Origin of the sequence: Gluconobacter kondonii (genome assembly GCF_002723995.1) — a bacterium.
Classification (GTDB): domain Bacteria; phylum Pseudomonadota; class Alphaproteobacteria; order Acetobacterales; family Acetobacteraceae; genus Gluconobacter; species Gluconobacter kondonii.
This window is the reverse complement of record NZ_BEWP01000032.1, coordinates 1-13,392: the sequence shown is the minus strand read 5'-3', so window position 1 is coordinate 13,392 and position 13,392 is coordinate 1. Positions and strand designations below refer to the sequence as shown.

Genomic DNA, 13,392 nt, shown 5'->3' with positions numbered 1-13,392 from the left:
GATCGCTCCCGCCTGGGTCAGGCGTTCACGGAACAGCCAGAGTGTTTTGGCATCAGGAACACGATCTGAAAGCCCCAGGCCAAGGAAGCGCATGAACGACAGGCGATCGTTGATCAGATACTCCGCCCGTTCATCGGACAGATTGTTCAGCGCCTGGATCACCAGAACCTTGAACATCAACACTGGATCGAACGGCGGTCGCCCGCCCTTGCTTCCGTCTGAATAGGCCAGAGCCTGCTCCAGTTCCGGGCGGAACACTTCAAAATCCACAGTCCGGGAAAACGCTTTGAGCTGGTCACCAAGTCCGCTCAACCGGGCAAGCCGCTCTTCAACATCAAAGAAACCAGCCCGCTTCATAGCGCCCTTCCTTCAAGCAGAACCGAAGGAAGGGAATCACATAGAAAGCATCAAAAACAGAGGGTTCTTCGAACCCTCCATTTTGTGTTGAGCACGTCTTTGCAGATCAAAAGTCACAGACCGGACTATTCATCCGAACAGACGGCATAACCCGAGTCACCATGAGGATCGGGCTCGCCAATATCGTCTACAACATGCGCCTCTTCCTCGAAAGATTGAGCGCGAGCGCGTAGTCATTCAGTGGGAGGCAACACCAGTAAACCCTCCAATTCGTCAATCAGCCATGGCTCATAATGATAGATAAGACACCTTACAAACAGAACCGTCCATCTCTTCAATTGTATCTGTTGCCAGATAAGGCCCCATTTTTCTAATATTGATGACAAGTAAAGCAGCAGTGTTTGGGTTCCGTTCTCCAAGCGGTAGGAAAGCACTCCCAGACGTCCAGCGGCAATCTTCCCACTCTAGAGTATTCCAACCGCTTAAATCTTTATCCGTTAGATGAGTAGTAATACCCCGGGATATGCCATTCTCGAAGAAAGTGATGTCGCAGACAGCTACACCAAAATAACGACGATCATCCACAAATGGACCGATGACATCGCTAGGGCGGCTAGCATTCGAGACGATACGAACAGACTTCACGCCTGAAGGAATAACAAACGTCATATGTCCATTATGTTCACGAACGGGACGAATGCATACGTCACTGTTAGTTAACAAATGAAGGTCCGCTTCCTCTGTTAATTTAGAATTTTCGCTTCTCTGTGGAAGATTCGCAGCAATTGCACGATCTTCCGCCTGTCGAAATAAGGGCTCTACAAAGTCCCTCGAGACATCTAGGGGAGCTGCGGCATCGGCCCAAGTTAATTGATGGCGGGGAATTAACGAAATCACGTTACCTTTTACATGGAAGGAACGATGATTTGCAGTATTAAGATAACTTTCAGTGAGCATTCCGTCAGCCATGATGACTGAGTGTTGCGTTGTCTCGATATGATAATATTCATATGATGTTATAGTTTTATCAAAAAATATTGATCGATTGTTCACAAGCATGCGTGCTGGAACAAATTTTCCATTTAATAACAAACAGTGTTCTGCTGTGATCAGCATATCCTTTGATGGCACACCGTCTGCTATAGCACCTCGTAGAATTCTAACAGGATAACCTGCTAGATCATCAGAAAGATGAGGCTGGACATCACAATGGGATTGAGCCGTCCATATAACCTCTCTAATTTCTTCTGAACCAGCCACATATGCAATAATTTTATCGCCTGAAACGATGGCTTCAACAGGGATTTCTCCATCTGGAGTTCGGATAAGGCTCCCAGAAAGAAAGCATGGGTCAAATGATGCAGATTTATTAATTGTTACAGTTTCGTTTATGATTGATGGATTCGATATAGAAGCTCCTGCAGCAACTGTTACACTACTTCCTCCATCTCCACCAGCATAAGCGGTACCATTCAATGTTCCTGATGTCCACGATCCGTGATATGATTCTGTATAAGCATCATTCACCGAAGATCCACCAGCATATATGTTGGTAATAACTGATTCATACTTATTATTTATTGATGACCCGCCAGATAAAATATTTAAATAACCATTAGCTTCGTATGAAGATTCTATAGATCCTCCAGAATCTACTGTTATAGTCCCGGTTGCAGTTCCATAAGTTGCGACCGAAACTAACCCAGAAACAACTGCTCCGCTGGTGATTTCTAAGTTTGCGTTCCATAAATTTATGGGACCATCAACAGTCGTTGCCCCGCTTGTGTATACAGTTTCTCCGTTTGAATTAAGCTGCGCTATCCACGTTCCACCGGAAACCGTGGTTTGGCTATTATTAATATCGGGCGGAGTATTTGTGTACCCACTGGAATTATAATTGGTTCCTGAATTAATTACTATACTTTCATTAATCACTTTTGGATTTGATAACGATGCCCCGCCATAAACATATACGCTACTACCCCCGTCTCCACCAGTAAAAGAGGTACCATTCAACGTTCCTGATGTCGTTCCTGTTGTATATGATTCTGTGTAAGAATCATTCACAGAAGAACCACCAGAATATATAATAGTAACTACCGATTCATAAACATTATCTAACGATGACCCACCAGATGAAATATTTAAATAACCATTAGCTTCGTATGAAGATTCTATAGATCCTCCAGAATCTACTGTTATAGTCCCGGTTGCAGTTCCATAAGTTGCGACCGAAACTAACCCAGAAACAACTGCTCCGCTGGTGATTTCTAAGTTTGCGTTCCATAAATTTATGGGACCATCAACAGTCGTTGCCCCGCTTGTGTATACAGTTTCTCCGTTTGAATTAAGCTGCGCTATCCACGTTCCACCGGAAACCGTGGTTTGGCTATTATTAATATCGGGCGGAAGATTTGTTCCTGAAGAGGAAATATTTGTGGCCATGAAAATTCTCCAAATGGATAATGATTGATAGAAACATTTTTAGGTGAAAAAATACTCAAACAATTTTCATTATAAATCATAAAAATATCGTCATTAGCAAGGCAAAAATAAGACTACTTGGAGGGTTCGAAAAACCCTCTGGTTTTGAGTTGCTCTGTGTGATTCCATTTCTCGTGCGTTGATTGAGGGAATGGATGATAAAGTATACTGGTTTCTTTGATGTTGAAGAGCGGCTTGCCCGGTTGAGCGGGCTTGGCGATCAGCTCGAAGTGTTTTCCCGGACTGTGGATTTTGAAGTGTTCCGCCCGGATCTGGAGAAGGCACTGGCCTATTCAGATGGAAGCAAGGGCGGGCGTCCGCCGTTCGATCCGGTGCTGATGTTCAGGATCCTGGTGATCCAGACGCTGAACAATTTATCTGATGAACGGACAGAGTATTTGATCAACGATCACCTCTCCTTCATGCGTTTCCTTGGTCTGGGGCTTTCAGATCGGGTGCCGGATGCCAAAACACTCTGGCTGTTCCGTGAACGCCTGACCCAGGCAGGAGCCGTTGAAAGACTGTTTGACCGATTTGACGCGACCCTGCGGAACGCGGGCTATCTGCCGATGTCGGGCCAGATCCTGGATGCAACGCTGGTGGCTGCTCCAAAGCAGCGCAATACGAACGCAGAGAAAAACGATCTTCGGGAAGGACTGCTGGATAAAACCAATACGGCCTCAAGCGTCTGGGCAGACACGGCGTATCGCTCCAAAGCCAACGAAGACTTCATGGAAAAGCAGGGCTTTGTCTCAAAGGTTCACAGGAAAAAACCGCATCTCAAACCTATGCCACTCCATATCCAGAAATCGAATGCTGGAAAGTCGGTGGTCCGATCTCGTGTCGAGCATGTCTTTGCCGATCAGAAATCGCAGACACGGGACTGTTCATCCGAACCATCGGTATCACCCGGGCCACCATGAGGATCGGCCTGGCCAATATTGTCTATAACATGCGCCGCTTTCTCTTCCCTGAACAGATCAGCGCGAGCGCGTAGTCCTCCAGCGGGAGACAGCCCTGGATCTGCGCAAAACGAAGACCGAAAACGACCTCAAGAACCGTCAATCAAATCGCCAAAACCCAGAAATCACAGGCCACGCACATCAACCAACAGTTCTTCGATCCCTCCAGGTGTGGTGCGGGCTTGTGGGTGGATCTGATGTATCAGCGATCACTCCAGGAGGCAGCGTCAAACCAGGGGTATACGCAGTGATCGCCCACGCTACACCATCCCAATGACCTCTCACAACCTGATAGCTAGGCAGAGAGCGCACCCATTACCGGCTCTTTGATACCTCCATATACAAGAAATCACCTATCAAGTTTAATGGAATCATTATTTTTATATCTTCATCCCAAAGCATATTATTATTTATTTCTCTTAAGGCATCCCATATGCTAATCACCTTTACCTATGAAAAAATCTCATGATCATAGAGATGGCCCCGTCTGTTTGGACAGTTTTTGGGTTTGAATAAGCGATACCCGGTTGTTGTCATGCCGCCATTCTGACGGCGCTGCTGTTGGCCCTCTGGTCCGGGGTTAACCCCGGACCAGAGGGCGTCGGCACGTCATGATACGCCTCATCGGGCGTGCGTCCAGCCAGTGCCGCGTGCGGACGCTGCCCGTTATAATGGGTGATCCATTTCGTGAGCCCCACTCGAAGTTCTGATCCGGTCTCAAAGTCGTGCAGGGAGACGCATTCGTATTTCATCGACCGCCACAGACGCTCGATGAACACGTTATCCAGCCAGCGCCCACGTCCATCCATGCTGATGCGGATCTGACGCTCTTCCAGGAGCCCGGTAAAACGGGGCGTCGTGAATTGTGAGCCCTGGTCAGTATTGAAAATTTCCGGGGTGCCGTAGCGCATCAGCGCATCCCGGAGCGCCTCGATACAGAACTCCGCATCCATCGTGTTCGACAGACGTCAGGACAGGACCTTGCGCGTGAACCAGTCCATGATCGCCACGAGATAGAGAAATCCCCGTTTCATGGGGATATACGTGATGTCGGAACACCAGACCTGGTTGGGCCGGTCGATGACCAGATCCCGCAGCAGATACGGATATTTCCGATGCTCTGGATGGGGCACACTCGTGCGTGGCTTCTGGTAGATCGCCCGCAGCCCCATAATCGCCATGAGCCGCCGGACCCGCTTGCGACCGACTTCATGTCCCAGGCGGCGCAGATGCCATGTCATTTGCCGCGAGCCATAATACGGCGTTTCCAGGAACTGGGCGTCGATCAGCCGCATCAACGCCAGATTGGCCTCGTTCTGTGGCACAGGCCGATAGTACACGCCCGACCGGTTGAGTTGGAGCAGCGTGCATTGCCGGATGATCGGCAGACGCGATCGCTTCGGGTCAATCATCTGCCGCCTCTGATCACGCCCAACCGAGCAGAGGCATCGCGTAAAAAATCCCGTTCCACGAGAAGCTCGCCTATCTTCGCGTGTAGTTTCTCCACATCAGCAGGGCTGACCGGGGGCTCAGACGCCGCCTGCCCCGAAAAGGTTGCCGCCATGCCCTCGACTGCCTGGCGCTTCCACTGGGCAATCATCGTCTGATGCACACCATGTTTCGAAGCCAGTTCCGCCAGCGTCAGCTCCCCGCGGATCGCCTCCAGCGCAACCCGTGATTTGAACTCCGCTGCATACCTCTTGCGCGTAACCTTGCCCATAAAACCCGCCCTCTCTCAGGTCGGATTATAGCTTAGACACCTGTCCGAAAAATGGGGTCCACCTCTCTTATGGATGATCGTCACACTGTTAGCCCTTGAGCATCCCCAGAAAGCTTTTATTGCACATCATCTGAGGAAAGCAGGTGTGTGTTTTGGTGAGGGCGGTCTTTTGGGTGGTCCAAACCTTTTGAGCCATCTCTCTGGCACTAACCAACTACAAGCCGAAGGAAAGAACTGTGTGTTTTGGTGAGGATGGCCATGGAGAACTGCGCTGTTTAGTGCGCGGGTAGGCTAGACAGCCGCTCTCGTGTGATCTGGTGAGACGAACTAATGGTTATTAGTGAATCTATTATTAGTATGCTCACCAAATCACACGGAACAAGATGTGAAAAGCGGCACTTTACCATATTCGTCATCTCACCAAATCACTCAATCTGAATGGGATAAGGCTCTTTTTAGTCCTCACCAAATCACACAGAGTAAGAACGTTTTAAAACCGGGTCCGCCCAGGATGTTTGGTCATGGCATCCTCAACCTCGATATATTTCTCCACGACGCCAAAGGTCTGATGGCGGGAGAAGCGCTTGAGCGAGACGAGATCGGTGCCATCCCGCGCGCCTGTCGTGATCGCTCCGCGTCGCAGGCTGTGCCCGCTGAAATCCCCGGTCAGTCCTGCGTCGAGGCAGCGCTTCTGGATGATCCTGGCCACAGAGCGGTCAGACAGCGCCTCAGTGCCCATGGAGGGCAGGGCAGGGGGCTCACCGGGCTCAGACGTTGACGGTAGCCATACGCGCCGGAAAACAGCTCCCTTGGCGTCGTTCAGTCTGGCCGCGCGTAGCCAGGCCTCGTAAGCGCGAACCGGGCAGAGACCGGTAATCCCCCTCGGGATCGCTACCTCGACACCCTGACTGGTACGATCGCCCTTTGAGCGGTCCAGCCGGATCCGCATCCCGTCATCATCCAGCGCCACGTTCTCCAGGCACAGCGCCGCCACTTCGGACCGCCGCAGCGCGCCGGCAAAGCCGAGCAGAAGAATAGCCTTGTCGCGGATCCCCACGAGTTCGCTCGTATCGATCTGTTCGATAACATCGCCCAGCAGATCCCAGGTCAGCCCTTTGACCTGACGGGATGTGCTTCCCGTCGACGTCCTGCGAATGCCCGCAACAGTTTCGGAGACCAGAGCATGGGATGTCGGGACGGGAACCTGGGCGATATGGTGCAGATAGCGCAGTGCGGCGCGATGAAGGTCGACCGTTGCGGGTCGCTTCTTCTGCAGCGCAAGATCAGCCAGGTAGGCAGCAACATCCTCGCTGCGGGCGGGTAGGGCAGGGAGGCCATGTCCTGCTGCCCATGCGCACCAGGAGCGCACGGCCGAGCGATAGGTCCGGCGTGTGTTCACGGCCTTCGCCGCCCGGGAATAGGTCTTCGAGGCGCGCTCCGCCGTCACCAGCGTCCCGTCATAGTCAGGGAGGGCCTCATCGGTCAGGGCGTCGAACCACTGCAGGACGGCGGAAGACTGCTGACCCAGAGGAGAGGCCCGAGGAACCAGCGTGACGGCCTGAGAACCAGTTTTGCGTCGCTTGGCCGCTTTCGGCTTGAACCAGGCCACGAAGACAGGATCGGGTTCAAGATCCAGAGCGATTGCCAGATCGTGCCCGGAGGGCAGAGCGGTCACATGGGCACTGGCGATCGCCAAGGCGTCTTCAGCCGTCTCCACAGTGGTCGACAGGATCGTATCCTCGGCAAATTCGTTATGCCGGTATTCGATGCCGCGAATGACCAGAGACAGGCGAGGGGAGAAGCGACCGGTCGAGAGAAGGGCGACTGCTTCTGTCAGATCGCCGGCAGGAAGCTGTTGTCGGGTCTTCCGGTCCAGCCGGTCCAAAAGGGCCTCACGGGCTGCGTCTGCCGAGCCTGCAATGTAAATATGGCTGAGCATAAAAGCCTCCGTGAAACCTGAACCCGGCTCCTAATAGCACGAAGCCGGGGCAGGGCGGAGAGAAGAACAAACACTGACCAACGTAGACCGGAAATGTGTTAACAAAGCCTGAATGCCGATCCGACCGGAACTGAAAGCGCTGTATCCTTCAAACTGGCCTGAGCTGAGCCGAAAGGTCAGGTTCGAGCGGGCAGGGGGGATCTGTCAGCGCTGCGGTCGGCCGCATGGGCTTCACCTTCAGGTACTGCCGGGAGGTCGATGGAAGCATCCGGACACGGGGCACTGGTTCAATGGCCGAGGTAGGCGGATCTCGCCTCCGGACCTGATCGAGCTTCTACAGGCGCGCCAGACGAAAGTGTCTCTGGCTGCAGCTCATCTGAATCACGATCCCACCAGCAACCGGCTGCGCAACCTGCGTGCGCTCTGCCAGCGCTGTCACCTCCTGCATGACCGGATGTATCATCTGGCCCAACGACGGCTGACGCTGCGTCGGCGTCTGGCGCTCGGGGATCTGTTCGAAGGGCACTATCGGGCCGGGATCACACGCCTGGGGCTATAGATACCCTGATCGGCACATGATCCGGCGTTCTGAGCATCAGATCAGGCGGCGGCCTCGAACGTGACGTTCGCGCTCGCGAGGCGAGGGTACCTGACCTCTATCGCTCACCGATTAGATGTTCGATGTGCGTGGCGTGCCCGACTTTGACGCCAACGCGGCTCTGCGCCTGCTGCACGAATTTCCGGTTGAGCTCGTGGGCCAGTGTCTCTCCGTCCTTGATGGGCACAACACTGTAGGTTCGGATGGCCCAGGAGATGTCGCACTGCCAGTCGGTATGGCGGCTGCGCGTATGCCACTGCTTCATGGCCTGGTCTCCACACCGGGCTGCCTCGGAGCGGCTCCAGCCATTCACCTCTGCCATCCAGGCCAAAGCGGCATCCTGTCTGCCCTCGGTCATGGTCTTTCCCCAATGACGCACGCCATGGCAGTCAGGGCAGAGGGAAATCACCCCTTTGAGGGTCTGGATCCGACGCTCGTCGTCATACGCCCACCCTTCGTCAGCCTCGACCGGCCATTGAGGTCCTCGTCCTCCGCATACCCGGCAACGGGACCCGGATCGCGCATAGGCCTCCTTCCGGATCCGGTTCCAGTCTTCGGGCGCCAGGAAGGCGCGCAGATTAAAGCCCCACAGAGCCTGCGGCACCATCCACGGACGGATGTAAGGAGGCTTGCGATCCGGCCTATACCGGTAAGGGACGAAAGGTAGGAGAGCGTCGAGCTTGTCCCGCTGTGCCATCCAGCACTTCTGCTTCCCGTTGAACGTGGCACCGCCCCGCGCTGCTTCCTTACGGCGCTCAAACGGGACGCACAGAGGAATAAATGTCGTCAAGGCAGTCACCACAAAAGGGACGGCCACGCGGCCATCGCAGACAGAGAAGACATCGAGGCGCTCGGGATATAGTCCGTCAATGCTGACAGGACGACCCCGGATCATTTTCCCGCTTCGGGGCAGCGCTCGCGTTTCCCTCAGGTGCGCCAGCAGAACTATCCTTCGGTCGCTGTCTTTCTGACGAGGCCGTGCGACTGCGCGCCTCCGCCATAAGACGCTTCACTCGCTCGACAGCTACAGCACCGCCATGCTCCATCGTGTTCATCAGCTTTCTCCGTTCAGAATGTCAGCTTCGGGTCGGGCATCTGTCCTGTGACGGACCCTAGCTGGACTATTTGTGAGTGCAGACCGGGAGAGCCCGCTTTCTGTGGCACTGCCTGCCTTGGTGTAGTAATGTATCTACATCAAAAGCAGGAGGCTCCCGAGGTGACTGTCACTACATTTTCCAGTCGTGAGTTCAATCAGGATACGTCCCGGGCCAAAAAGGCTGCCGTTGAGGGGCCTGTTTTCATCACCGATCGCGGCAAGCCGGCGCATGTTCTGTTAAGCATCGACGACTATCGTCGGCTGACGCACCAGCCGCGCAAGATCGCAGATGCACTTGCTCTGCCTGGCGCGGAAGATATCGAGTTCGATCCGGCGCCCATGACCCTTGGCCTTCGTCCCGCGGACTTGGGCTGATGTTCCTGGTGGACACGAATGTTGTTTCCGAATTGCGAAAAGTGCGAGCGGGCAGGGCGGATCCCAATGTCGCCAGCTGGGCAGAGCAGGTGGAAGCCGAGACCCTGTTCCTGTCTGCCATTACGGTCATGGAGCTGGATGTCGGCGTCATGCGGATCGAGCGCAGGGATCCCGCCCAGGGAAGCGTTCTGCGGAACTGGCTGGAGAACTATGTGCTCCCGGAATTTTCGAAGCGGGTGCTTTCCGTCGATCTGGCGGTTGCCCGCCGCTGCGCTCAACTGCACGTTCCGGATCCGGGCCCGGAGCGCGATACCCTCATCGCCGCGACCGGCCTGGTGCATGGCATGACTGTTGTGACAAGGAACACGCATGATTTCAGGCATTCCGGAGTGCCACTCCTCGACCCATGGAAAGCACCGCATGACTGATCCCCGGTAAGCCTGCAGCCTGGACGATTGTGAAGCCCTGTTCGTAAAGGGACTGAGGCAGTTCGTGGACGCCTGCGCGTATATCGATGCCGCACTCCTTGCAGCGAGCGCCGCCGAGGCAGCGGAGAACCGTGAAAATTCGTCCGCAAATGAGATTGCCCTATGGGCAGATGAGACAATGAAAGTCAGCTATGGGGGGGAGCAAAGCGTCTGCTATTGGGTGGAATGATCGGAAATCTGCCATTCATACTCTCGACGGTTATAGCAGCTATGCTCGACCAGACGTCACAAATGGACTATATTTTTCGCTATTCTCGAAGCAGTCGGTGAATGCTAAAATATTGTTCGTTTTCCTACGCATAGAGTTCTTAATTGTTATGACCTCTCCCCCAGTTCCACAGTCGCACTCTCAAGAAAAAGCACAGCCTCAACCAATAAGGTTAAGTCAGCTTGGAGAGGGTTTTAAGGATGTTGCGCAGTTTTTAGAGAAAATAACCACTAAAGTTGACGGGCGTGTTGTATTCAGAGGGCACGCCAATGCTGATTGGGCGCTTCAACCTTCAGCGCTTCGCAGCAACGTCTACGGTATCCGTAATCGCTATCATCTCAATTGCTGGAAGGCAATCGCGGGCAAGTTCGTCAGCGCAAACTCCGACCTTGAATGGCTGGCGCTTGCGCAGCATTACGGGGTTGCGACGCCCCTGTTGGACTGGACGACCAATCCGCTTGTTGCCCTCTTTTTTGCAGCTCAACACGCACGGCAGATAAACGGAGAAGCAGATGGCGTTGTTTACATGGTCGACCTATCTTCTTTCAATCAGAGACCTGATCCGACTTTCGACGTCTTCAGCGACTGGAGCGGTGTGCCGTTCTATCTCAGCGAGGGGTTTCATCGACGGGCTGTGTCCCAATCCAGCGTCATGACGCTTCACCCCCCCAATGCTTCCTCTCCCACTGTTTACAAGTCGGAGATCGTATACAAACTACCAGGTTGGGCTAAGTTTGGAGTTCAAGCTGCACTTAAAAAATTAGGCCTAGGTGCTGAGGATCTATATGCGGATATTAATACCGCTGCTAGTGAGTTTTCGGCAAGGCTTCGAATGGAGTGCGGAAGGGACTTTAGCGCACACTCGCTTATTCCTTAAGGGTTTATTTCCTAGAGCATATTATTTGCGTTTTTCAGCACAAATCCTGCGAAGCCGCAGGGTTTTTGTCGAGAAGTGAATTGTTCATGTCCTCTCTTTAAAGAGTGGCGAGCGTATCTATGCGTCCAACATGAGGGCGAGAGCGGTCAATGGTCATTCGAAGAATGATCATTATCTTCTGAAAGACTTCAGGAAGGACATCATTTGTACTCAGGTGCCTTGATGACAAACGCAATTCCAGTCCATGGCCTTCGTGGTGGCGACATAATGGCAGGTTCTGCCTTCCTAGTGACAGACGCGAGCAGATGCTGGCTAGTTAGTAGTGTGCATCTGATCTCCATGCTAAACGACACACCTCCAGAGCATACGCACTTCCGAGACGGCATTATTCGAGTGCTCAAGCCTATACTTGACATTCCACTTTATGAATCCAATCGTCCGCGATTCACTGTTGTGGTCAACAATACTTATGGCACTCTAGTAGATGCGATGGCGATCAGATTGTCGGACGTAGAAGCGAAAATTCTCGCGGATTATGGAGCTTTCTCTGTGAATAGCATCGCTTCACCGGCTGCTGCGGTGCCGGTAACGATGGCAGGATTTCCTGGCATTCAAAGAGTGGCAATCCCCGAAGTATGTCGGAACGCCGACATCGTAAGTGTATCCGGAGAAAACTTTTCGCTGTCGGAGCCGAGTGCGAAAGGCTTTTCGGGAGGACCCGTTTATGCGGGCCAACAGCTCCTAGGCGTAAATACTGGCGATACGGGCAATGACAAGGCAATGACGTCTGCTCTCGCGGCTCGTCTTGATGTGTTAAAGCCTATATTCTTCGCTTAGTGGCCGGCAACCAAGAAAGAGCGTCGATCCGCGACTCTGCGATGTCCGCTTACGGGATGACTGCATAGACGCAAATAGGACTGTAATGAGGGCGTGAGCGGACATGCCGCTAAACTTGTCCTCTAAGCACACCACAGACCTCTTGCCTCTGTCGGGGCACATCTGTTTTCCGACATGCCAGGCATCTGCAACCGCACTTATGAGGCCCATGAATGTTCACGCTAATTGGCCGGCCTTTTATTACGGTATATGGGTACCTGGGGGGCGGCTATGTGGGTCTGAACCGACTGTCGGTTATCAGCTCTACATGCCTACCGTCGGACATTCGTAAAATTACCCTGTATGACACAGACACGGTGGTTGTCCCTTCTGTAGCTCCAAAGCCAGTTATGCGCATCTCATGCTTCGTGTGCTAGGATGATGTGCTCAGGGGGGGTACTATGCAAAACCGCGGTGGGAAGCGTAAAAAACCAAAGCAACCTACTCAGAAACAACCCGCTCGTCTCAGTGAAGCAAAGAAACTGGTTGCTCCAGTGGTGATCATCGCGGTTCTCTTTCTCGGGACAATCGGGATGCGCGGTATTTTTCTTAATCGAGCTGCACATGCCTTGGGCGGCCCTTATACGCTTATCGATACGCATGGCCGTACTATCACCGAGCGCCAGTTTCAGGGGCGCTATACGCTGATTTATTTTGGATACACGCACTGCATAGATGTCTGCCCGTTAACCCTCGAGACCGTCACGCAGGCTCTCGATCTTATGGGAAAAGAGGCACATCATATTGTGCCGCTTTTCATCACGGTTGATCCATCGCGTGATACCCCTGAGATTGTTGCCGATTACGTCAGTCATTTCTCTCCTGACATCGTTGGGCTTACGGGAACGGAATCTCAGATTCACGCAGTTATTGAAAGTTTTCACGTCATGGCGCGACGTCGTGGCACCTCAGCAAATCATATGTCCTCAGACTATCTTATGGATCACAGCTCTGTTCTGTATTTGATGGATGGCAATAATCGGCTTGTGTCCGTTCTGCCAGTCGACACAAGCCCAGAGGAAATCGCCACACGATTGCGCCGTCTCGTCCCTGCCAGTTAGAGCGGTTCCACTGAACTCTGAATCGAGAGGTGACACTGAAGAGGTCTTGTGATTCACCGTTTTCATTGATGGAGACGGTGATGGCACGAGCATTGAGTGATGATCTTCGGGAGCGTGTTCTGGAAGCTGGAGTTGCGGGAGCATCTGCCCGCTCGATTGCGGCGCGGTTCGAAGTGGGGATTTCGACGGCGATCCGCTGGTTGCGTCGGGAACGTGAGAGCGGCGAGCGGACGCCCCGTCGCCAGGGCAAGCCGCGCGGATCACGGCTGGACGCGCATGAAGCGTTCATTGCCGGCATGATCGAGGCGCAGAAAGACATCACGCTTCACGAAATGATAGCGCGCCTGGAAA

At 53.3% G+C, this 13,392-nt stretch carries 11 protein-coding genes and 3 pseudogenes; 9 read left to right on the top strand and 5 right to left on the bottom strand.

Annotated features, from left to right (window positions below; all coding sequences use genetic code 11):
• A partial coding sequence (locus tag GKO01_RS15035; protein WP_145994796.1) for a transposase occupies positions 1-357 on the bottom strand: 357 nt, incomplete at its 3' end.
• An 83-nt stretch (positions 358-440) separates the two neighbouring features.
• On the opposite strand from GKO01_RS15035, the pseudogene GKO01_RS16420 reads away from it, so the two are divergent.
• A pseudogene (locus GKO01_RS16420) lies at positions 441-590 on the top strand (IS5/IS1182 family transposase); the annotation flags it as partial.
• A 55-nt stretch (positions 591-645) separates the two neighbouring features.
• On the opposite strand, the gene GKO01_RS15030 reads toward GKO01_RS16420, so the two are convergent.
• A complete protein-coding gene (locus GKO01_RS15030) occupies positions 646-2,802 on the bottom strand; it encodes a Hint domain-containing protein (protein ID WP_099287722.1) in 2,157 nt (718 codons plus the stop codon).
• A gap of 194 nt (positions 2,803-2,996) precedes the next feature.
• On the opposite strand from GKO01_RS15030, the pseudogene GKO01_RS15025 reads away from it, so the two are divergent.
• Positions 2,997-3,838 (top strand): annotated as a pseudogene (locus GKO01_RS15025) (transposase).
• A 498-nt stretch (positions 3,839-4,336) separates the two neighbouring features.
• On the opposite strand, the pseudogene GKO01_RS15020 reads toward GKO01_RS15025, so the two are convergent.
• Positions 4,337-5,523: pseudogene (locus GKO01_RS15020) on the bottom strand (IS3 family transposase).
• A gap of 490 nt (positions 5,524-6,013) precedes the next feature.
• Complete coding sequence (locus GKO01_RS15015; RefSeq protein WP_099287721.1) at positions 6,014-7,462, bottom strand: site-specific integrase; 1,449 nt, start codon at positions 7,460-7,462, stop codon at positions 6,014-6,016.
• A gap of 112 nt (positions 7,463-7,574) precedes the next feature.
• Between GKO01_RS15015 and GKO01_RS15010 the strand changes: the two genes are divergently transcribed.
• A complete protein-coding gene (locus GKO01_RS15010) occupies positions 7,575-8,021 on the top strand; it encodes a hypothetical protein (RefSeq protein ID WP_086649815.1) in 447 nt (148 codons plus the stop codon).
• A 97-nt stretch (positions 8,022-8,118) separates the two neighbouring features.
• Here the strand turns inward: GKO01_RS15010 and GKO01_RS15005 are convergent, their stop codons facing one another.
• The gene (locus GKO01_RS15005) at positions 8,119-8,955 is read right to left on the bottom strand and encodes a hypothetical protein (RefSeq protein WP_244901510.1); all 837 of its coding nucleotides are present in this window, start codon (positions 8,953-8,955) and stop codon (positions 8,119-8,121) included.
• A gap of 321 nt (positions 8,956-9,276) precedes the next feature.
• On the opposite strand from GKO01_RS15005, the gene GKO01_RS15000 reads away from it, so the two are divergent.
• From GKO01_RS15000 to GKO01_RS14975, 6 genes are all read left to right on the top strand, one after another.
• The gene (locus GKO01_RS15000) at positions 9,277-9,531 is read left to right on the top strand and encodes a type II toxin-antitoxin system Phd/YefM family antitoxin (RefSeq protein WP_099287720.1); all 255 of its coding nucleotides are present in this window, start codon (positions 9,277-9,279) and stop codon (positions 9,529-9,531) included.
• A complete protein-coding gene (locus GKO01_RS14995; protein WP_099287719.1) occupies positions 9,531-9,959 on the top strand; it encodes a type II toxin-antitoxin system VapC family toxin in 429 nt (142 codons plus the stop codon). Before GKO01_RS15000 ends, GKO01_RS14995 begins: the two co-directional genes overlap by 1 nt.
• Positions 9,960-10,150: 191 nt before the next feature.
• Positions 10,151-11,104, top strand: coding sequence for an FRG domain-containing protein (locus GKO01_RS14990; protein ID WP_099287718.1), 954 nt, complete (start codon positions 10,151-10,153; stop codon positions 11,102-11,104).
• Positions 11,105-11,443: 339 nt separating this feature from the next.
• The gene (locus tag GKO01_RS14985) at positions 11,444-11,941 is read left to right on the top strand and encodes a hypothetical protein (RefSeq protein WP_145994795.1); all 498 of its coding nucleotides are present in this window, start codon (positions 11,444-11,446) and stop codon (positions 11,939-11,941) included.
• A gap of 440 nt (positions 11,942-12,381) precedes the next feature.
• Positions 12,382-13,041 (top strand): SCO family protein, encoded by a 660-nt coding sequence (locus GKO01_RS14980; protein ID WP_099287716.1) that lies wholly within the window; start codon positions 12,382-12,384, stop codon positions 13,039-13,041.
• An 80-nt stretch (positions 13,042-13,121) separates the two neighbouring features.
• On the top strand, positions 13,122-13,392 hold a 271-nt coding region (locus GKO01_RS14975), incomplete at its 3' end, for an IS630 transposase-related protein (RefSeq protein WP_167383512.1).

Excerpts from the sequence above, each read along its gene's own strand:
- GKO01_RS14985 (WP_145994795.1), top strand. The coding sequence starts at position 11,444 with ATGCTAAACGACACACCTCCAGAGCATACGCACTTCCGAGACGGCATT.
- GKO01_RS15030 (WP_099287722.1), bottom strand. The coding sequence starts at position 2,802 with ATGGCCACAAATATTTCCTCTTCAGGAACAAATCTTCCGCCCGATATT.
- GKO01_RS14990 (WP_099287718.1), top strand. The coding sequence starts at position 10,151 with ATGGGGGGGAGCAAAGCGTCTGCTATTGGGTGGAATGATCGGAAATCT.
- GKO01_RS14995 (WP_099287719.1), top strand. The coding sequence starts at position 9,531 with ATGTTCCTGGTGGACACGAATGTTGTTTCCGAATTGCGAAAAGTGCGA.
- GKO01_RS15015 (WP_099287721.1), bottom strand. The coding sequence starts at position 7,462 with ATGCTCAGCCATATTTACATTGCAGGCTCGGCAGACGCAGCCCGTGAG.
- GKO01_RS15010 (WP_086649815.1), top strand. The coding sequence starts at position 7,575 with ATGCCGATCCGACCGGAACTGAAAGCGCTGTATCCTTCAAACTGGCCT.
- GKO01_RS15005 (WP_244901510.1), bottom strand. The coding sequence starts at position 8,955 with ATGATCCGGGGTCGTCCTGTCAGCATTGACGGACTATATCCCGAGCGC.
- GKO01_RS14980 (WP_099287716.1), top strand. The coding sequence starts at position 12,382 with ATGCAAAACCGCGGTGGGAAGCGTAAAAAACCAAAGCAACCTACTCAG.